This window comes from Streptomyces sp. A01 (genome assembly GCF_059026195.1).
This window is the reverse complement of the sequence record NZ_JBWLKN010000048.1, coordinates 14,667-34,883: the sequence shown is the minus strand read 5'-3', so window position 1 is coordinate 34,883 and position 20,217 is coordinate 14,667. Positions and strand designations below refer to the sequence as shown.

General features: G+C 69.3%; 15 protein-coding genes and 2 pseudogenes. 9 read left to right on the top strand and 8 right to left on the bottom strand.

All coding sequences use genetic code 11. From position 1 onward, the window contains the following. Positions 1 to 235: 235 nt before the first annotated feature. The 4 genes from AC5P1B_RS34445 to AC5P1B_RS34430 all read right to left on the bottom strand — a co-directional run bounded on the left by AC5P1B_RS34445 (position 236) and on the right by AC5P1B_RS34430 (position 4,840). The gene (locus AC5P1B_RS34445; protein WP_493891958.1) at positions 236 to 940 is read right to left on the bottom strand and encodes a hypothetical protein; all 705 of its coding nucleotides are present in this window, start codon (positions 938 to 940) and stop codon (positions 236 to 238) included. A 764-nt stretch (positions 941 to 1,704) separates the two neighbouring features. After that, the gene (locus AC5P1B_RS34440; RefSeq protein WP_493891957.1) at positions 1,705 to 2,433 is read right to left on the bottom strand and encodes an ABC transporter ATP-binding protein; all 729 of its coding nucleotides are present in this window, start codon (positions 2,431 to 2,433) and stop codon (positions 1,705 to 1,707) included. 551 nt (positions 2,434 to 2,984) lie between these two features. Beyond that, positions 2,985 to 4,364 (bottom strand): aspartate aminotransferase family protein, encoded by a 1,380-nt coding sequence (locus AC5P1B_RS34435; protein ID WP_493891956.1) that lies wholly within the window; start codon positions 4,362 to 4,364, stop codon positions 2,985 to 2,987. A 2-nt stretch (positions 4,365 to 4,366) separates the two neighbouring features. Further along, positions 4,367 to 4,840, bottom strand: coding sequence for an Lrp/AsnC family transcriptional regulator (locus tag AC5P1B_RS34430; RefSeq protein ID WP_493891955.1), 474 nt, complete (start codon positions 4,838 to 4,840; stop codon positions 4,367 to 4,369). 179 nt (positions 4,841 to 5,019) lie between these two features. Here AC5P1B_RS34430 and AC5P1B_RS34425 point away from each other — a divergent pair, with 179 nt between their 5' ends. Further along, positions 5,020 to 6,471: a gamma-aminobutyraldehyde dehydrogenase gene (locus tag AC5P1B_RS34425; protein ID WP_493891954.1), complete on the top strand. Its 1,452-nt coding sequence runs from the start codon at positions 5,020 to 5,022 to the stop codon at positions 6,469 to 6,471. A 121-nt stretch (positions 6,472 to 6,592) separates the two neighbouring features. On the opposite strand, the gene AC5P1B_RS34420 is transcribed toward AC5P1B_RS34425, so the two are convergent. Both AC5P1B_RS34420 and AC5P1B_RS34415 read right to left on the bottom strand, forming a co-directional pair. Continuing rightward, positions 6,593 to 7,303, bottom strand: a complete 711-nt coding sequence (locus AC5P1B_RS34420; protein WP_493891953.1) for a glycerophosphodiester phosphodiesterase — start codon at positions 7,301 to 7,303, stop codon at positions 6,593 to 6,595. A gap of 155 nt (positions 7,304 to 7,458) precedes the next feature. Continuing rightward, entirely contained in the window at positions 7,459 to 8,481 is a 1,023-nt protein-coding gene (locus AC5P1B_RS34415) for an adenosine deaminase (RefSeq protein ID WP_493891952.1), read from the bottom strand. Between the two features lie 111 nt (positions 8,482 to 8,592). Here AC5P1B_RS34415 and AC5P1B_RS34410 point away from each other — a divergent pair, with 111 nt between their 5' ends. After that, complete coding sequence (locus AC5P1B_RS34410; RefSeq protein ID WP_493891951.1) at positions 8,593 to 9,483, top strand: DUF4190 domain-containing protein; 891 nt, start codon at positions 8,593 to 8,595, stop codon at positions 9,481 to 9,483. A gap of 134 nt (positions 9,484 to 9,617) precedes the next feature. Here AC5P1B_RS34410 and ybiA read toward each other — a convergent pair. Then, positions 9,618 to 10,155, bottom strand: a pseudogene (gene ybiA / locus AC5P1B_RS34405) (riboflavin biosynthesis intermediates N-glycosidase). 253 nt (positions 10,156 to 10,408) lie between these two features. Here ybiA and AC5P1B_RS34400 point away from each other — a divergent pair. From AC5P1B_RS34400 to AC5P1B_RS34370, 7 genes and pseudogenes are all read left to right on the top strand, one after another. Further along, positions 10,409 to 11,941 carry a gamma-aminobutyraldehyde dehydrogenase gene (locus AC5P1B_RS34400; RefSeq protein WP_493891950.1) on the top strand — a complete coding sequence of 511 codons (1,533 nt, stop codon included), beginning with the start codon at positions 10,409 to 10,411 and terminating at the stop codon, positions 11,939 to 11,941. A gap of 287 nt (positions 11,942 to 12,228) precedes the next feature. Further along, entirely contained in the window at positions 12,229 to 13,476 is a 1,248-nt protein-coding gene (locus AC5P1B_RS34395; protein ID WP_493891949.1) for a polyamine ABC transporter substrate-binding protein, read from the top strand. A gap of 372 nt (positions 13,477 to 13,848) precedes the next feature. Continuing rightward, positions 13,849 to 14,988 (top strand): annotated as a pseudogene (locus AC5P1B_RS34390) (ABC transporter ATP-binding protein); the annotation flags it as partial. A 362-nt stretch (positions 14,989 to 15,350) separates the two neighbouring features. Further along, on the top strand, positions 15,351 to 16,286 hold the full coding sequence (locus tag AC5P1B_RS34385; protein ID WP_493891948.1) for an ABC transporter permease: 936 nt from the start codon (positions 15,351 to 15,353) through the stop codon (positions 16,284 to 16,286). Continuing rightward, positions 16,286 to 17,188, top strand: a complete 903-nt coding sequence (locus AC5P1B_RS34380; RefSeq protein ID WP_493891947.1) for an ABC transporter permease — start codon at positions 16,286 to 16,288, stop codon at positions 17,186 to 17,188. Before AC5P1B_RS34385 ends, AC5P1B_RS34380 begins: the two co-directional genes overlap by 1 nt. Before the next feature lie 5 nt (positions 17,189 to 17,193). Then, positions 17,194 to 18,606 (top strand): NAD(P)/FAD-dependent oxidoreductase, encoded by a 1,413-nt coding sequence (locus tag AC5P1B_RS34375; RefSeq protein ID WP_493891946.1) that lies wholly within the window; start codon positions 17,194 to 17,196, stop codon positions 18,604 to 18,606. 248 nt (positions 18,607 to 18,854) lie between these two features. Further along, positions 18,855 to 19,310: a hypothetical protein gene (locus tag AC5P1B_RS34370; RefSeq protein ID WP_493891945.1), complete on the top strand. Its 456-nt coding sequence runs from the start codon at positions 18,855 to 18,857 to the stop codon at positions 19,308 to 19,310. On the opposite strand, the gene AC5P1B_RS34365 is transcribed toward AC5P1B_RS34370, so the two are convergent. After that, a complete protein-coding gene (locus AC5P1B_RS34365; protein ID WP_493891944.1) occupies positions 19,240 to 19,971 on the bottom strand; it encodes a phosphatase PAP2 family protein in 732 nt (243 codons plus the stop codon). The genes AC5P1B_RS34370 and AC5P1B_RS34365 overlap by 71 nt on opposite strands. Positions 19,972 to 20,217: the final 246 nt, after the last annotated feature.

The following is a 20,217-nucleotide window of genomic DNA, read 5'->3' as shown; positions in this document are numbered from 1 at the left end:
AGCACGGAGCACGGAGCACGGAGCACGGAGCACGGAGCACGGAGCACGGAGCACGGAGCACGGAGCACGGAGCACGGCTGTGTTCCGCGCCCTTCGCGTGACGGTTCGCCTGCGGGCGGACGGCCGGTGCCGCCGTGGCGGTCGTGGAGCGTTGGGGCGGTGGGCTCGTGCGGGCGATCGGGCCGCAGGCGAGTGGCCGTGGACTAGTGACCGACCAGCGCACGAGCAAGGCACATCAGCGCGTGAGTGGCATGGTCGCGAGTTCAGCGACCAGCCAGGCGAGGACCGCCAGGACAGCCAGGAGGGCTACTCCCCGCAGCACTGCCGCGCCCCGTAGCCAAGCGCGCGGCGCTCCCAGCTGGAGGAGAGCCTGTGTGGAGTCCTCGCGTGCGTGCTTGGCCTCCAGAACCGCTGTGAGTGCGGTAGCGGTGGCGCAGCCCATGATGAGGGCCGCACCAAGCCCTGTGAGAGGCCCGAACGGTCGTCCGCCCGTGAGTTCGGGCACCGCGTCGTACGACTTGACGGCGATGTACGCGCTGGAGGCGACAGCGCACAGCACCCCGAGCGGCCGGCCGAGCCTCCCCGAATCCTCCTGGAGAACACGACCGGCCAAGAGCCGGACGGCACCCGGACGCCCGGTTGCCAGCAGCCTGCCGCAGGCGCGGGTGAGACCTGGCCCCATCAGGATGAGGCCCACGGTGGCCAGTGCCCACGCGGTCAGTACTCCGGCTGCGGCACCGCCGAGTCGGCCCGGCACGGGAAGCAGGGCCTCAGTGGTGGCCGCGTCATGGCTGATGTAGGCCTCAAGCGCCAGCCCCGTAGCGATCAGAGCGACGCCCCAGGGCAGACCGGACGTTTCGGCGGGCGTGGGTGCGTTGGCGGCGGAGAGCGGGCTCCCAGAGCCTGCGGCGCTGGGAGTGGCCGAGAAGCTCGGCGACATGGCTTGAGACGCGGACGGAGCCGTCGCAAGGGACGCATGGGCGGGTGACGCTCCGGAGACTTCCAGTCCCGGCATACGAGCGGCATCGTGGAGGACGGTATCGCCACCGTCAGTCGTGCTCGTTCCTGAATGAGTGGAGCCGATCTCGGCGGCGTCCGCGGGCCGGGACGTCAACGGAGCCGAGGACGCGATCAAGGCCGAACCTGGGAGAAGGGAAGACGACGGTGACGGGTTCCCCTCGCCTACCGTGCTCCGCGCTCGGCCACTCGGCGCGAAGGCGGGACGCACCGTGAGCCCGGTGGTGACGGCAGCTGCGACCGGCAGCACGGTGAGAAGCGTGAGGGTCGCGCCGACTGGCAGGCGGTGCCCGACAGCCAAGGCGTCAATCGTCGCCCCGTCCAGGGGTGAGTCGAGGATACTGCCGCGTAGATACAGGAAGACGAACAGGGCCAGCATGCTGCCGACCACGCACGTCAGTGCGGCTGAGGTTGCGGCGAGCAGGGTTAGCCGCACGGGCCCGCACCCGGCGGCGGCCAGTCCTGGAGCGGGGCGGATACTCCGGTCGGCGCGCGTCACGGCCACCGCGAGATGAACGGTTGCCGCGATGGGGACGGCACACCACAGCAACCGGGTGAAGGAACCGGTTGTTTCGTGCGGGTGGTGCAGCGCGTATCCGAGCGCGCACAGCAACAGAAAACCAGCCCCTGCGGACGCCGCAACGACCAGTGACCGCCGTACCTGGGCCAGCGGACCGGCGCCAAGGACTAGACGGAGACTGAGCACGCCGTGCTGCCCTCCGTGTCGTGGGCAGGGACGGAGCCGACACGGCGGCCGTCGAGAAGTGCGATGGTGCGATCAGCAAGGGATGCCACTTCCGGCTCGTGGCCGGCCAGAACCACGGTCATACCGTGCGAGCGGGCCGCAGCCGTGATGGTGCGCAGAACCTGGGCGCTGTCGGTGTGGTGCAGCGGCACCGTGGGTTCGTCGGCGAAGAGCACGGTCGGCTCTGCGGCGAGTGCGCTGGCGACCGCCACACGCTGCCGCTGCGACTGGAGGAGAGCGGCCGGACGGCTGCGGGCGCAGTCGCCGACGTCAAGGCGGTCAAGCCATTCCTGGGCGGCGATCTTCGCCGCTTTGCGTCCCGTTCCCCGCAGCATCAGGGGAAGCGCGGCGTTCTCCCAGGCGTTCAGCTCGGGGACGAGGCACGGCTCCGACGCGATCCATGCGAAGCGGTCACGCCGCAGCTGTTCCCGCCCGAGGGCCGTCAGAGTGTGCACGGGGGCGCTGTTGAACCACACTTCACCGCTGTCCGGCACGAGCTGACCGGACAGGCACTTGAGCAGGGTGGTCTTTCCGGAACCACGAGGTCCGGTGACGGCGAGGATCTCGCCTTCTCCCACGCCCAGGGAAACGCCCGTCAGCGCGGGGGAGCCCTTGTACGCGTAGGTCAGTGCGCGCGCCCAGAGGACGTCGTTGTCCGGCGGAGCCACCATGGAAGCACCTCGGTTACTGACGAATGTCCGCGTTCCCCTGGCTGGGTGAACGAAGACGGGGAAGATCGGTCACTGGCACGGTAAGGACCCGGACGCCCCAGCGGCCTCCAGGCGCGGCGCGCACACGGCGCCGTTCCTCCGATTAGCCCCTCGTAGGACCCGCCAATCAGCGCTCACCGACGTGTGCGGGAGCGGAGTGCGCGACACGGCGGGCAGCACCACGCCACGGAGCGAGGCCGGCCAGGTCCGCGACAAGACCCGCTGGGGCCGCTCCGGAGGCGTCCACAGCGGGAGCTGAAACCGGCGATCTCGCGATGCGCTGCCGCTGGGCCAGTGCGGCGGCCGAACCCGCCCTCGGTACGCGTCAGTCACGTACACCCCAGCAGTCTTACCACCGTCGTCTTCACTGATCGGTCATGTGGACGGGCAGGCCGTGCCGCCGGGCGGCCGAACGCCCCGTGCCCCGTGCCCCGTCCGGGGCACGGGGCACGGCCGCTGACGGAGCACGGGGCGGGCGGTCGCTGGTGCGGCCCCGTGCTCCGTTATCGGGGTCAGATCTTGGTCCAGGCCTCCGTGAGGACGCCGCGAATGATCTGCTCGATCTCGTCGAACGTCGACTGGTCGGCGATCAGTGGAGGCGAGAGCTGGATGACCGGGTCGCCGCGGTCGTCGGCGCGGCAGTAGAGACCGTTCTCGTACAGCTTCTTCGAGACGAAGCCGTAGAGCAGCCGCTCGGACTCCTCGTCGTTGAAGGTCTCCTTGGTGGCCTTGTCCTTCACCAGCTCGATGCCGTAGAAGAAGCCGTTGCCGCGCACGTCGCCGACGATCGGAAGGTCGTGCAGCTTCGAGAGGGTGGAGTGGAAGGCGCCCTCGTTGTCGAGCACGTGCTGGTTCAGGCCCTCGCGCTCGAAGATGTCGAGGTTGGCGAGCGCGACGGCGGCCGAGACGGGGTGGCCGCCGAAGGTGTAGCCGTGCAGGAAGGTGTTGTCGCCCTTGAAGAAGGGCTCGGCTATCCGGTCGGAGATGATGGCCGCCCCGATGGGGGAGTAGCCGGAGGTCATGCCCTTGGCACAGGTGATGATGTCCGGCACGTAACCGAACTTGTCGCACGCGAAGTACGTGCCGAGGCGGCCGAAGGCGCAGATGACCTCATCCGAGACGAGCAGCACGTTGTACTGGTCGCAGATCTCGCGGACTCGCTGGAAGTAGCCGGGCGGCGGCGGGAAGCAGCCGCCGGCGTTCTGTACCGGCTCCAGGAAGACGGCGGCGACGGTTTCCGGGCCCTCGAAGAGGATCTGCTGCTCGATCTGGTCGGCTGCCCACCGCCCGTAGGCCTCCGGGTCGTCGCCGTGGATGGGCGCCCGGTAGATGTTCGTGTTCGGCACCTTGTGCGCGCCGGGGACCAGCGGCTCGAACGGGGCCTTGAGGGCGGGCAGGCCCGTGATGGACAGGGCGCCATGCGGCGTGCCGTGGTAGGCGACGGCGCGGGAGATCACCTTGTACTTGGTGTGGTTGCCGGTGAGCTTGAAGTACTGCTTCGCGAGCTTCCACGCCGTCTCGACGGCCTCGCCGCCGCCGGTGGTGAAGAAGACCTTGTTGAGGTCACCGGGCGCGTAGTGGGCCAGCCGCTCGGCCAGTTCGATCGCCTTGGGGTGCGCGTAGCTCCACACCGGGAAGAAGGCGAGCTCCTGTGCCTGCTTGTACGCGGCCTCGGCGAGTTCCACGCGGCCGTGGCCGGCCTGCACGACGAACAGCCCCGCCAGGCCGTCGAGGTAGCGCTTGCCCTGGTCGTCGTAGATGTAGGTGCCCTCGCCGCGAACGATGGTCGGCACGGGGGCGTTCTCGTACGACGACATGCGGGTGAAGTGCATCCACAGGTGGTCGTACGCCGTCTTGGAGTTACTTGTGGTGGAGGCGGCGTCGGCGCTCATGGCTATCTCGTTCCCCAGGTGTAGGTCTGCTTCCGGAGCTTGAGGTAGACGAAGCTCTCGGTGGAGCGCACGCCGGGCAGCGTGCGAATCCGCTTGTTGATCATTTCGAGGAGGTGGTCGTCGTCCTCGCAGACGATCTCGATCAGGAGATCGAACGAGCCGGCGGTGACGACCACGTACTCGACCTCTTCCATGGCCGTCAGCGCGTCGGCCACCGGATCGAGGTCGCCTTCGACGTTGATGCCGACCATCGCCTGGCGCCGGAACCCCACGGTGAGAGGGTCGGTGACCGCGACGATCTGCATCACGTTCTGGTCGAGCAGCTTCTGTACGCGCTGCCGGACGGCCGCCTCGGACAGGCCCACGGCCTTGCCGATCGCGGCGTACGGGCGGCGCCCGTCCTCCTGGAGCTGCTCGATGATCGCCAGCGAGACGGAGTCGATCGAGGGCGAGCTGTTCTTGTCAGGTGTGACCACGTGCCTCACTGTGCACGAGGACTCGGCCGTGTCGCAACCCCAAACAGATGAAATTCGTTGTTCAGGAGCGTTCGGGTGACTGATTCCGTTGTTTCTGGAGAGTGGGTATGTCGAAAGCGTTGCCAGGGCGGTTAGGGTGGGTGTCTCACCCATCGGACATGTGACTAGGAGGGGTGGCTGTGACCACCGAGCTGCGTCGTTTGCGCAACTACATCGACGGGGAATTCCGGGACGCCGCGGACGGGCGGACCACGGACGTGGTCAATCCGGTCACCGGAGAGCCGTACGCCACCGCGCCGCTGTCCGCCGAGGCGGACGTGAACGCCGCTATGGCGGCCGCTGAGGCCGCGTTCCCGGCCTGGCGTGACCTGATCCCGGCCGACCGCCAGAAGGTGCTCCTGAAGATCGCTGACGCCTTCGAGGAGCGGGCGGAGGAGTTGATCGCCGCGGAGTCCGAGAACACCGGCAAGCCGCTCGGGCTGACGCGGTCCGAGGAGATCCCGCCGATGGTCGACCAGATCCGCTTCTTCGCGGGCGCGGCGCGGATGCTGGAAGGGCGCTCTGCCGGTGAGTACATGGCGGGGCTGACCTCGATCATCCGGCGGGAGCCGATCGGGGTGTGCGCGCAGGTCGCGCCCTGGAACTACCCGATGATGATGGCCGTATGGAAGTTCGCCCCGGCGCTCGCCGCGGGCAACACGGTCGTGCTCAAGCCGTCCGACACCACTCCGGCGTCGACTGTCCTGATGGCGGAGATCATCGGCGGCGTGCTCGCTGAGCTCGGTCACCCCAAGGGCGTCTTCAACGTCGTGTGCGGCGACCGTGACACCGGCCGCCTGATGGTGGAGCACCCGGTGCCCGCCATGGCGTCCATCACCGGCTCCGTACGGGCCGGGATGCAGGTCGCCGAGAGCGCCTCGAAGGACCTCAAGCGGGTCCACCTGGAGCTCGGTGGCAAGGCCCCGGTCGTGGTCTTCGAGGACACCGACATCGCCAAGGCCGTCGAGGACATCTCGGTCGCGGGCTTCTTCAACGCGGGCCAGGACTGTACGGCCGCCACGCGCGTGCTCGTGCACGAGGCGATCCACGACGAGTTCGTGACCGCGCTGGCCAAGGCCGCCGCCGACACGAAGACCGGCGCCCCGGACGACGACGTCCTCTACGGTCCGCTGAACAACGCCAACCAGCTCGCGCAGGTGGTCGGCTTCATCGACCGGCTGCCCGCGCACGCGAAGGTCGAGGCCGGCGGTCAGCGGGTCGGAGACAAGGGCTACTTCTACGCCGCGACCGTCGTCTCCGGCGTGAAGCAGGACGACGAGATCATCCAGAAGGAGGTCTTCGGCCCCGTCATCACCGTCCAGTCCTTCACGGACGAGGAGCAGGCGATCTCCTACGCCAACGGTGTGGAGTACGCCCTCGCGTCGTCGGTGTGGACCAAGGACCACGCGCGCGCGATGCGCATGTCCAAGGCTCTGGACTTCGGCTGTGTGTGGATCAACACGCACATCCCGCTGGTCGCCGAAATGCCGCACGGTGGTTTCAAGAAGTCCGGGTACGGCAAGGACCTGTCGTCGTACGGCTTCGAGGACTACACGCGCGTCAAGCACGTGATGACGTCGCTGGACGCCTGACACGCACCGGTTTCCCCGAGGCTCTGGGGCGGGGGCGCGCCTGGCTCGCGGCGCGCCCCCGCCTGGGGGACGGAGCTTGTATGGGGGCGCTCGGGGCTTGGTGAAGCCTCGGCACGACAGGTCAGCGGTTGATGAGCCCGCACAGTGTGCCGATGCGGTTCGTGGTGATCGCGTCGACACCGGCGCGGAGCAGCCGCCTCATCGTTCGCCGGGTGTCCGCTGTCCAGGCGGACACCAGCATGCCGTCCGCGTGCGCCCGTTCGACCAGTTCGCGCGAGACGATGCCGAACCGGTAGTTGAGCCAACGGGGACGCAGCTCCGCCATCAACTCGGGGTGCGGTGGTACGAGCGTCGTCCAGGTGAAGGCGATCTCCGCTTTCGGGTCCGCCAGGCGAACCGCGCGGAGCGCGCCAAGATTGCCGCAGTAGTAGACGCGTTCCGCGGCGTCCGCCTCCTCGACCGCGGCCATGGTGGCCGGCACCGCCGACGCCGAAGGCAGGTCGATCATCGTGCGCGCGGTGTGGGTGCCCTGCGTCATCTCGGCGAGGGCGTCGCGCAGGGTCGGTACCCCGTCGCCGGTGACCGTCCGCACGTCCTCGGTGGTGAGGTCGGCGAGAGCGCGGTCGTGCCCCCATAGCCGTTTGAGGGTCGTGTCGTGCAGGAGTACGGGCACGCCGTCGCGGGTGACCCGTACGTCGATTTCCACGGCGTCCGCTCCGGTACGCACCGCGGAGCGGATCGACGGCAGGGTGTTCTCGCGGTGCGCGTACGGGTCGCCGCGATGCGCGACAGCGGTGAACGTGGTGACGCGTGGTGCGGTCCTGGTGAACATGCGGCCATTGTCGCCTTGGCCCGTGGTGCGCGGGCGACGACGGCACGTGCCGGCTGCGCGCGGAACGGCACCGTAACGTTCACGAGCGCGCGTACGCGAACCACGCTTCCCAGGGCACCGCGCCGAACGGAGCAGCACGGTGCCCTGGGCTCCGCCTAGAGCCGCGCCGCCGCCGTGTACGCGTCGATCTCCGCGGCCAGCTTCGCCTTCCCCGGCGCATCGAGGAACGACGCCTCCACGGCGTTCTTCGCCAGCGCCGCGGCTCCAGCCGCGTCGAGGTCCAGCAGCCGGGCCGCCACCGCGTACTCCGTGTTGAGGTCGGTGCCGAACATCGGCGGGTCGTCACTGTTGATGGTGACCAGCACGCCGGCTGTGACCATCTCCTTGATCGGGTGCTCGTCCAGCGTGGCCACCGCGCGCGTCGCGATGTTGGACGTCGGGCACACCTCAAGCGGGATGCGGTGGTCGGCCAGGAACCGCAGGAGCTCGGGGTCCTGGGTGCTTGTGGTGCCGTGGCCGATGCGTTCGGCGCGCAGCTCGGTGAGGGCGTCCCAGATGGTCTGCGGCCCCGTGGTCTCCCCGGCGTGCGGCACGCTGTGGAGACCGGCGGCGATGGCACGGTCGAAGTACGGCTTGAACTGCGGGCGCGGCACACCGATCTCCGGTCCGCCCAGGCCGAAGCTGATCAGTCCTTCGGGCTGGAGGTCCAGCGCGATGCGCGTGGTCTCCTCGGCCGATTCCAGGCCCGCCTCGCCCGGGATGTCGAAGCACCAGCGCAGGGTGACGCCCAGGTCCGTCTCGGCGCCCTTGCGCGCGTCCTCGATGGCCTCCACGAACGCGACATCGGGGATACCGCGCCGGACAGAGCTGAAGGGGGTGACGGTCAGTTCGGCGTAGCGGATGTTCTGCCGCGCCATGTCCCTGGAGATCTCGTACGTCAGCAGGCGTACGTCCTCGGCGTCGCGGATGAGATCCACAACGGAGAGGTAGACCTGGACGAAGTGCGCGAAGTCCCGGAAGGTGAAGAAGTCGACCAGTTCCGCCGGGTCCTTGGGAACCTTGGAGTCCGGGTGCCGCGCGGCGAGTTCGGCAACGATGCGCGGCGATGCGGAGCCGACATGGTGGACGTGCAGTTCGGCCTTCGGCAGTCCGGCGATGAAGGCGGTGAGATCGGTCAACTGAATCTCCTGGGGAATGGCCGGCAAGGACGGGCTCGGGTCATCGTAGGACTGGGCCACCGGCCTCGTAACAGCAGGCCGTAACATGACCGAACGTCTGATGGGGGAAAGATGCCTGACCAGTCCCACGAGGCCGACCAGTCTCCTGAGGTCGACCAGGCCGACCGGCCCGACGAGACCCGTGAGTCCGCCCCGTCCGGGCAGCCGAACGGGCACGAAGCACGCGCAGCGATGCCCCGGACGCAGCCGAGGGTCCGCGACCCCTGGGCCCCGCCGGAACAGAGTCCCGCGGCACTCGGTAAGGGGCCGCAAGCTCCCGTGGCTGAGCAGCCGACGATGACGTCCATGTCCATGCCGAACGCCGGCTGGACGTCCCCTGGCGCGCCCGTCGTCGGCTCCGCTTCCGCTGCTTGGCTGCCGGGCGGCGGAGCGGGCTCCGGCACGGTGCCACCGCCGCCCAACGCGCCGACCGGTCCTGGCACGCCGAGCGCCTATCCTGCGTATCCGGCCGCCCCGTATGGCCACTCGGGGCAGGGGCAGAGTGTGTACGGGGCTGGCCCTTACGGATACGCCCCGTACGGCAGCGGGCATCCGGGAGTGGCGCCTGGTTACCAGGCCATGCCGTACGGCCAGCCATGGGCTTCCACGGCGCACTGGCCCAACAACGCACACGGAACAGCCGCTCTCGTCCTCGGCATCGTTGGCCTCGTGCTGTTCTTCAGCATCATCCTCGGCGTCATTCTCGGCGTGCTCGCGATCGTCTTCGGTGTGCTCGGGCGAGCCAAGGCGGAACGGGGCGAGGCGAACAACGGGAGCTCGGCGCTGGCCGGCATCATCCTCGGCGTGGTCGCCTGCGTGGCGAGCGTGGTGATGATCTTCGTCTACGTCTCAATGGAAGACGAGGAGCCGTACGACGACCGCCGTCGGAACGATCCGTACTACGACAGCGTGAGCGTGCTCGCGCTCCCATCGGTCCCGTCGGCACCGGCGCTGGGCGAATAACGCAGCAGAGGCTCAGAGACCGCGGCTCGGGTTCCGCCGACCGGTGGCAGGTCGCTGGGGCGAGACGAACTGGTCCGCCCCGTGCCCCGTGCCCCCTGCCCCGTCACCCCCGCTGTCCTGCGCGGCGTGTCGCGTCACGACAGCAGTCGGCGTGCCTCCATCAGCGCGAAGCCGAGCAGATTGAGTCCGCGCCACTGGGTGGGTGCTGCGGCGCGGGCGTCGTCGGCGGTCAGGCCGATGCCCCAGATCCGGTCCACAGGGCTCGCTTCCACCAGTACGCGATCCTGTGCCCAGCAGATAGTCGCGGAGCCCGGCATGGTGCCCGAATTTGTGCACGCTGCCCTCGACGACCAGATCGGAGCGCCGAGCCGCCCACGTCGCCTCGTCGAAGCCGCGCACTGAACGGCCCACGTTCTTCACCTGCTGGGGGTGGGCGGCCGCGAGTGCCCGCTGTTCCGCTTCCGCGTCACCGAAGAGCCGGGCCTTGCCCGCCATCATCCAGTGCTCCGCGGTCGCGTATGTCAGGCCCTCGACGGTGAACGGTGCCGGCCACCACTGGCTGAAGCACTCGGCGCCGACGGTCCCGTCACGGCGCGGCTGGTGCCCCCAGAAGTACGCGTACTCGAAGCGCTCGCCGCGGTTCGCACGGTCGATGAGCTCCGCCACGCTCAGCGGCCCGCGGCCCGCGGCCCGCGGTCAGCGCGGTCAGCGCGGTCTCTGCCTGTCCCATGCGGGGCATTCTGGCACCGACACTGCGGGATCTCTCTCCCTTAACTGATTCCGTCGTGAAACCAAAAAGCAACAACGGAATCCCTTGTTGATGCGGGTCTCCTCTGTCAGGATCGGCCATCAATTCCGGATGGGGCTACGTCGCGTCCGGCTGGCTCAGCCAAGGGCGGAGCGGCAGCGGAGGAGAGCAGCAGGGATGGAACGGCGGTTCGAAGCGATGGAACAGTTCGACGTGACGGAGCAGTTCTCGGCTGGGGCGCAGTACATAGCGGGGCGCCTCCAGGCGGGGACCTCGGGCCAGAAGCACGCTGTGGTCAATCCGGCTACCGGCGAGCGGGTGTACGCGTACGAGCTGGCGGGAGCGGCCGATGTCGACGCTGCCGTATCGGCCGCGCAAGAGGCCTTTCCGGCCTGGGCGGGTGCCACCCCCGGAGAGCGTTCGGAAGCGCTGTACCGCTTCGCGGCGGAGCTCACGGAGCGGTCGCGGGAACTCGCGTACGCGGAGTCGTACCAGTGCGGCAAGCCGATCAAGCTCACGACCGAGTTCGACGTACCGGGCTCCATCGACAACACCGCTTTCTTCGCGGGCGCCGCCCGTCACCTTGAGGGCCGGGCCGCCGCCGAGTACAGCGGCGATCACACCTCGTATGTCCGCCGTGAGCCCATCGGCGTCGTCGGCTCCATCGCCCCGTGGAACTATCCGCTGCAGATGGCGGCGTGGAAGGTCCTCCCTGCCATCGCCGCGGGCAACACCATCGTCCTCAAGCCTGCCGAACTCACCCCTCTGACCTCTTTGATGTTCGCCGAAGCGGCGACCCAGGCGGGCATTCCCGGCGGGGTGATCAACATCGTGTCCGGCGCGGGCCGTGAGGCGGGGGAGCGTCTGGTCAGCCATCCGGCTGTCGCGATGACCTCGTTCACGGGGTCGACGGCGGTCGGTCAGCGCGTAGCGGAGCTCGCGACCCGCTCCGTCAAGCGTCTGCACCTCGAACTCGGGGGCAAAGCACCGTTCGTCGTCTTCGACGACGCCGACCTCGAAGCGGCCGTGCACGGGGCGGTGGCAGGCGCACTCATCAATACCGGGCAGGACTGCACCGCCGCGACGCGCGCGTACGTCCAGCGGCCGTTGTACGACGCGTTCATCGCCGCCGTGGCGGACCTGATGCGCACCGTGCGGCTGGGTGAGCCCCTCGACCCGGCAACCGACCTCGGCCCACTCATCTCCCATGCCCAACGCGACCGCGTAGCGGGCTTCGTCGAGCGTGCGCGCGCGTACGCGACGGTGGTCACCGGTGGCGCGGTGCCAGGCGGTGATCTGGCACGGGGCGCCTACTACCTGCCCACTCTCATCGCCGGTGCCCCGCAGGACAGTGAGGTCGTGCAGGAAGAGATCTTCGGGCCGGTTCTCACCGTCGTGCCGTTCGACAGCGATGACGACGGCCTGGCGCTGGCCAACGACACCCCGTACGGCCTGGCCGCCTCTGCCTGGAGCAAGGACGTCTACCGGACCGGTCGGGCGACCCGAGAGCTCAGGGCCGGATGCGTCTGGGTCAACGACCACATCCCGATCATCAGCGAGATGCCGCACGGCGGCTACCGGGCATCGGGCTACGGAAAGGACATGTCGGCTTACTCGTTCGAGGAGTACACACAGGTCAAGCACGTCATGTACGACAACACGGCGGCGCCCCGGAAGGATTGGCACCGCACGGTCTTCGGAGACCGGTAACCGGCCGGCATCCCACCGCCGTACAACCGGACGCCGAACGCCTGGCGCCGGATGGCGGGCGCCCCGTCCGCACCGTCCCCCGTACGGCTGCCGCGATCCCGGACAGCCGGCGGCCGTATCCGCGCAGACCGATGCCACGGCGGCCCGCGCCCACGCGTCCCACGTACGTGCCGCGCTGTCACCCCCCGCACAACACCCCAGTCGTCCAGCCGAACCAGCCGCCCGGCCGCGCCGCCCCCACGGCGCGCCGTCGACCGATACGCCAGATACCCCGGAAGGGCTCGCCCATGGAGCAGCAGCCTCAGTACGAATCCCTGTCCCCGCCACAACTCGCCGAGATACGCCGCAGCCTGACCAGCGGCCGCATGGCGATGACCCGCCGTTCACTGATGCGCGCCAGCGCGGTGGGGGCGTTGGCGGCGGCCGGGCTCGGGACCCTCAGCGCCTGCGGCATCCCACCGGCGGGCCGTAAGAACGCCGCGACGTCTGAGGACCATTCAGCCGAGGAGAAACGCCTCAGCTTCTCCAACTGGATGCAGTACATGGACGTCAGCGACGACAAGAAGAGCCGGCCGACGCTGGACGCGTTCCAGCGCCGTACCGGCATCAGGGTCAAGTACACCGAGGACATCAACGACAACGACGAGTTCTTCGGCAAGGTGAGCCCTCAACTCGCCGCCGGCCAGGACACCGGTCGCGACCTGATCTGCGTCACCGACTGGATGGCCGGGCGCATGATCCGGCTGGGCTGGATGCAGCCGCTCGACCAGGCCAATCTGCCGCACGCGTACGCCGGTCTCGCGCAGCAGTTCCGTGCCCCCGACTGGGACCCGGGGCGGGCCCACTCCTATCCCTGGACCGGCATTCCCGCCGTCATCGCGTACAACGAGAAGGCGACTGACGGCCGGAAGGTCGACTCCGTCAGCCAGCTGCTTGAGGACCCCAAGCTGAAGGGGCGCGTTGGTTTTCTTCAGGAGATGCGGGACAGCGTCGGGCTGACCCTCCTCGACATGGGCAAGGCGCCGGAGAAGTGTGGTGCCGACGACTTCGACGCGGCCATCGCCCGGCTCCAGAAGGGCGTCGACCGCGGGCAGATCCGGCGCTTCACCGGCAACGACTACACGAATGATCTCGACAAGGGCGATATCGCGGCCTGCGTCGCCTGGGCCGGCGATGTGGTGCAGATGCAGGCCGACAACCCGGCCATCAAGTTCGCCATTCCGGACGCCGGATACATGACGTCCACCGACAACCTGCTGGTGCCGAACGAGGCGCGCCACAAGAAGAACGCGGAGCGGCTCATCGACTACTACTACGAGCCCAAGGTCGCCGCCGAACTCGCCGCCTGGATCAACTATGTCTGCCCCGTCGACGGAGCACGCGAGGAACTGGCGAAGGTCGACAAGGAGCTCGCCGGCAACCCGTTGATCTTCCCGGACGAGAAGATGGCCGAGAGGTCACATGCCTTCCGCTCACTGTCGAGCACGGAGGACAAGGAGTTCGCGGGCAAGTTCGCCAAGCTCATCGGCGCCTGAGTGCCCACGTCGTGCCGCGGCCCGCACGCACCCACCCGTACGCGCCCCGTACCCATGCCGTCCGTACGGCCTGTATGGCCCGTCACGTACGACGCACCCTTACGACGCATCTCGTACGCACGCCGCCCCTGTTCACGCCATCGTTCCGTGCCCCGTGCCCCGTGCCCCGTGCCCCGTGCCCCGTGCCCCGTGCCCCGTGCCCCGTGGCTCCGTGCACCCTGCCCCGTACGCCCGCTCCGGGCGCGCCGCGCGGCCGTCCTCACCGGCCACTGCGCGCCCCGCTCCCCCCCGTCGCCCACAGCCCCGGCGCTCCGCCCCGCCCCAACAAGCGCTCCGCTTCGACCCACGACACGACACCTGGGACCGATACACATGACAGACAGCAGCGGCGGCGACGTCCGCCTCTCCCAGATCAGCAAGCGGTTCGGCTCGTTCACCGCCGTCCACCCGCTCGACCTGACCGTGCCCGCGGGCTCCTTCTTCGCGCTGCTCGGGGCGTCCGGCTGCGGTAAGACCACCACGCTGCGCATGGTCGCCGGGCTGGAGGAGCCCACCTCGGGCTCCGTAGAGCTGTCCGGCGAGGACATCACCGCTCTCCCGCCGTACAAACGCCCCGTCAACACGGTGTTCCAGAACTACGCGCTCTTTCCCCACCTGGACATCTACGAGAATGTCGCTTTCGGGTTGCGCCGCCGGCGGGTCAAGGGCGTCAAGCAGCGCGTCGGCGACATGCTCGACCTCGTCCAGCTCGGCGACTTCGCCCGCCGCAAGCCCCATCAGCTTTCGGGCGGACAACAGCAGCGGGTCGCCGTCGCCCGAGCTCTGGTCAACCACCCCAAGGTGCTCCTTCTCGACGAGCCCCTCGGGGCGCTGGACCTGAAGCTGCGGCGTCAGATGCAGCTCGAACTCAAGCGCATCCAGATGGACGTCGGCATCACCTTCATCCACGTGACTCACGACCAGGAGGAGGCCATGACGATGGCCGACACGGTCGCGGTGATGAACGGCGGCCGGGTGGAACAACTGGGCGCCCCAGCCGAACTGTACGAGAACCCCCGCACGACCTTCGTCGCCAACTTCCTCGGCACCTCCAACCTCATCGAGGCCGAGGTGACAGGCTCGGCGAGTGGCGTGCTGACCGTTAAAGCCGGGGCGACACGGCTCGCGCTGCCCGACGAGCGATGTACCGCCGTCTCCGCGCGCACCGGGAGGAAGGTGCTGCTGGGGGTGAGGCCAGAGAAGATATCGCTCACGCACATGGATGACGCGGCGAGCGTCCCCGCGGGACGTAACCGGGTTCCCGGCCGCATCGTGGATTCCAGCTTCATCGGGGTATCCACCCAGTACGTCGTGGCCAGCCCTGGCTGCCCGGACATGGCCGTCTACGAGCAGAACATCGAGCGCGACGCCCGGCTGGTGCCCGGCGCGGAGGTGGTCCTGCACTGGAACCCGGCGCACTGCTTCGGCCTGGACGCGGATCAGTACATCGACGCCGGAACCGCGAGCCTGGACGGCACGGAGGCCTCGGAGCCGACACGGAGCGCGGGGAGCCGGGAAACGGCCCGGGGCGCGGATGCTGTCGTGGGAGCCGGGGATGTGGAAGAGGCCCGGCAGTCCGGGGGACGTGGGCGCGCGGCGGACGAGGCACGGAGCACGGAGCCAACGAAGGCGAAGGAGGGCATGGAGCCCCAGCGCGCCGCACGGGGCACGGAGCCCCAGGACGGGGCACGGGGCCCCGAGGCGCTGGACGCGGCACGGAGCACGGGGCACGGAGCACAGGCACCCGGCAGCCCGGACGGCTTCGACGAACACGGCCCCGTAGCCACGCGCGGCCCCGTAGGCGCCGTCAGCCCAGCGTCGGCGGAGGAGGACGCGTGACGGCCACCGACGCACCCGCTGCCCCGCCCGGCACCCCCTCGCCCTCCGTAGCGGTGCGGCGCGCGGCGACCCGTAAGCGACTGGTCCCCCTGTGGCTGCTGCTGCCTGGTTTGCTGTGGCTCCTGGTCTTCTTCGCCGCGCCGCTCGTCTACCAGGCGTCCACGTCTGTGCAGACCGGTTCGCTGGAGGAGGGCTTCGAGGTCACATGGCATTTCCAGACGTACTGGGACGCGCTGGCCGACTACCACCCGCAGTTTCTGCGCTCCGTGCTGTACGCCGTCACGGCTACCGCCCTGTGTCTGCTGCTGGGCTACCCGCTGGCGTATCTCATCGCCTTCAAGGCGGGCCGCTGGCGAAACCTGCTGATGGTTCTGGTCATCGCGCCGTTCTTCACCAGCTTCCTGATCCGCACGCTCGCCTGGAAGACGATCCTCTCCGACGGCGGCCCTGTCGTCGGCGCGCTGAACGCGGTCCACTTCCTCGACGTGACGAGCTGGCTGGGGTTCACCGAGGGGGGACGGGTGCTGGCCACACCGCTCGCGGTCGTCTGTGGTCTCACGTACAACTTCCTCCCCTTCATGATCCTGCCGCTCTACGCCTCCCTGGAGCGCATCGACATCAGGCTTCATGAGGCGGCCGGGGACCTCTACGCACGGCCGTTCACCGCCTTCCGCAAGGTGACGTTCCCGTTGTCCATGCCGGGTGTCGTCGCGGGCACCATGCTCACGTTCATCCCGGCCAGCGGTGACTACATCAACGCGGAACTCCTTGGCTCGACCGACGAGAAGATGGTCGGCAACGTCATTCAGTCGCAGTTCCTGCGCGTTCTGGACTACCCGACGGCCGCCGCCCTGTCCTTCATCCTCATGGCGGCGATCCTCGCGCTGGTGACCGTCTACATCCGCAAGTCAGGGACGGAGGACCTGGTCTGATGCATGACGCCCCCTCGCCTCGCTCCGCGCCACCAGCGTGCGATGCCGCTCCCGCGCGCTCCTCATCCACTCCGCACGCCGACCGCCCGCCCCGTGGGCTTTTGGGCACGCGCCCGGTTCGCTGGTTGCGCCGCCATGTGGTGACCATCGCGGGCTTGTCGACGCTCGCCTACCTGATCCTGCCCAACGTCGTCGTCATGGTCTTCTCGTTCAACAAGCCCCATGGCCGCTTCAACTACGCCTGGCAGCGCTTCTCCACCGATGCCTGGACCGACCCCTGCGGTGTGGCGGACCTGTGCGGCTCGCTCTCGCTCAGCCTGAAGATCGCCGGCTGGGCCACAGTCGCGGCGACCGTGCTCGGCACGATGATCGCTTTCGCGCTCGCCCGCTACCGTTTTCGGGCACGGGGCGCCGTGAACACTTTGATCTTCCTGCCGATGGCGATGCCCGAAGTGGTGATGGCCGCCTCGCTGGCCACGCTCTTCCTCAACATGGGCATCCAGTTCGGCTTCTGGACGGTGCTCATCGCGCACATCATGTTCTGCCTGAGCTTCGTCGTCACGGCGGTCAAGGCGCGCGTGATGAGCATGGACCCCCGGCTCGAACAGGCGGCGCAGGACCTCTACGCCTCCCCGGCCCAGACCTTCCTGCGGGTCACCTTGCCGATCGCCGCGCCCGGTATCGCCGCCGGTGCGCTGCTCTCCTTCGCGCTGTCCTTCGACGACTTCATCATCACCAACTTCAACGCCGGGTCGACCGTGACGTTCCCCATGTTCGTTTGGGGATCGGCGCAGCGCGGCACACCCGTTCAAATCAATGTCATCGGCACGGCCATGTTCGCCATCGCCGTGCTGTGCGTACTCGTCGGCCAGCTGGCCACCACTCGCCGCAAGAGGAGCTGAGAACCATGGCCCCCAGTGCCATGAACCCTGCCCAATCCCTGGCAGACGCCGAACCGAAGTCCTACTGGCTCGACGACCCGGCCCGGCCTCCTGCCCGCCCCGCGCTCGTCGGCGACGAGCGCTGCGACCTGCTCGTCGTCGGCGGGGGGTACAGCGGACTGTGGACCGCGCTGCTCGCCAAGGAACGCGACCCCTCACGCGATGTCGTGCTCGTCGAGGGCCAGCGGATCGGCTGGGCGGCGTCCGGCCGCAACGGCGGTTTCTGCGCTGCCTCCCTCACCCATGGCCTCGGTAACGGGCTGGCCCGCTGGCCGGCGGAGCTGCCCAGGCTGGAGGAACTGGGGGACAGCAACCTCGACGCGATCCAGGCCGCTGTGCGCCACTACGGCATCGACTGCGACTTCGAGCGCACCGGTGAGATCGATGTGGCGACCGCCCCGCACCAGGTCACCGAACTGCGCGAGGCCGCCGAGGAAGCCGCAGCGCTCGGCCTGACGGAGCGGACGTTCCTCGACCGCGACGCGGTGCGCGCCGAGGTCGACTCGCCCACCTTCCTCGCCGGGCTCTGGGACCGTGAAGGCGTCGCGATGGTGCACCCCGCCCGCCTTGCCTGGGGCCTGGCCCGGGCCTGCCAGGAACTCGGCGTGCGCATCTACGAGCACACCCCTGGCACAGCGCTGGCGTCCGGCCCGGCAGCCGTGACGGTGCGCACGCCGTACGGACGAGTACGCGCCCGCCAGGTCGCCCTCGGCACCAACGCCTTCCCCTCACTGGTGCGACGCGTCCGCCCTTACATCGTCCCCGTCTACGACTACGCGCTGATGACGGAGCCGCTGACCGCCGAGCAACTCGCCACCATCGGATGGCGCGGACGGCAAGGCCTCAGTGACACCGCCAACCACTTCCACTACTTCAGGCTCACTGCTGACAACCGCGTGCTGTGGGGCGGATACGACATCGTCTACCGGTACGGCGGCGGCGTGCGGGCCGAATACGACCACCACCCGGCGACGTACCAGAAGCTCGCCGCCCACTTCTTCCGTTGCTTCCCCCAGCTCGAAGGCGTCCGGTTCTCGCATACCTGGGGCGGCGCCATCGATACCTGCTCCCGGTTCTCGCCGTTCTTCGGTACGGCGCACGGAGGGCGGGTCGCGTACGCGCTGGGCTACACGGGTCTGGGCGTCGGCGCCACGCGCTTCGGCGCGGACGTCATGCTCGATCTCCTCAGCGGCGAGCGGACGGAGCGGACCGAGCTGGAAATGGTGCGCACCAAACCGCTCCCCTTCCCGCCGGAGCCCGTGCGGTGGGCCGGCGTCGGCATCACCCAGTGGTCGATGGCGCGCGCCGACGAACGGGGCGGCAACCGCAACCTGTGGCTGCGGACGATGGACAAGGTCGGCCTCGGCTTCGACAGCTGAGCGAGGGCAGGACCCGTACGACGGGGCGGGGCAGGGCCGGGCGGCCGTTCCCCGCCCCGCCCCGCACACCCGACTCTCGCCGGCCCCGGCCCGGCCTCGTCGCCGCTCCCGCTTCAGCGCGCTGATGCCCGGCGGTGCGAGCAGCCCCGCCACTGATTGGCAGCTGCAACGCGAGTAAGGATTGGCAGACTCCCCCTTCTCCTTCTGTGAGACGCATGAACAGGCGGAAACGGAAAGGGCGAGAAGGCATGAGCGACACGGGAGCGAAGGGCGCGGTCCAGTGGCTGGCATCAGCGGCACCCGATCCCGACGCCTGCAGGTGGCAGTGGGAACGCAACCCCTTAGGAGTGACGCTGCTGCCCGCCGGACGGCTCTGGGACGTACTGATCATGCCGGGGGAGCTGGGCCGCCCGACCTACGACGTGCTGAGCCGCCGTGTCGAGCGGCCCGGCCCCGTGCTGGCCGACTTCAGCGACGCGAAGGTCGGCTTCTTCGTCCCCCCGGGAACCACGTCCCGGTGGGTCGCGACGGGGGTACGGGGCGCGGGGCACGGAGCCTGGGTCGTGGTGCCCTACCCGGGCCGCGCCACAGGCGGGGTGCGCTGGCTCGTCACGCCCGACGGCTCCGGCACGCTCACTGATCCGGCTCTGCTGGAGCTGGCGATGCATGAGGCGGCGGCGCCAGGTCGCGAGGAGGGCGGCTGACCTTCAGGGTCCGGCGTACGGACCAGGCCACGGGAGCCAGCAGCAGAACGGACAGGCACCAGCTTCCCAGGACATCCAGCGGCCAGTGGTAGCCGCGCCGTACCAGTGCCATGCCGACGGCCAGATTCAGGAACGACACCACGCTGAGCCCCCACCACCATGCCGCGTGCCCGCCCCGTACGGAGCGGGAGTCGCAGATCGGCGCCGATGTCGCACCCGGGCTCGCAGGAGGGACGCGCGCCTCCACGGCGGCGCCGGTGGCGTGCGGCGTGGGCGGCGGCCGTCGGCGCGCGCTGGCCCAGGCGAAGAACATCAGCAGGAACGCCGCGCCGTAACCAACGGCGGCAGTGGCGGCGTGGCCGGAGGGGTAGTAGCCGTTGCCGTCCGCCAGTGGCGCACCGTCCGGGCCGGGGCGCGCGAGCAGCGCCTTCAACGGCGCGACGACCGCGGGTACCGCCGCCATCGCGAGCACAGCGGTCAGCGGCGGCAGCCACCAGCGGGCCGCCTGGGCACGGCGCCCGCGCCATACCGTGTAACCGAGCGCCGCCACCAGCACGGGCACGACGATGGCCATGCCGCCAAGGTCGGCGCAGAACTCAGCGGCGGCCTCCGTCACGGACGAGGCGGAGAAACCAGCGGGGACGGCGCCCGGCTGTGCCACGGAGCGCCCCCATAGCTCGTCAAGGCCGCGCAGCGGACCGTCATCAGCTACCTGCCAGGTGAGCAGCGCGAGGCACAACGCGACGGCAAGAAGGAAGGAGAGGAAGACCGTGGAGGAGAGGAGGGGCAGCCCCGGAACAGGGGGGGTGGTTCCGGGGCTGCCGTAATGATCGGGGCGCCGCGCGCCCCGGGGGGTGTGGGGCGGGCGGCCATCCGATCGGTGAGGAGATCCAGAGCCAGAGACTCC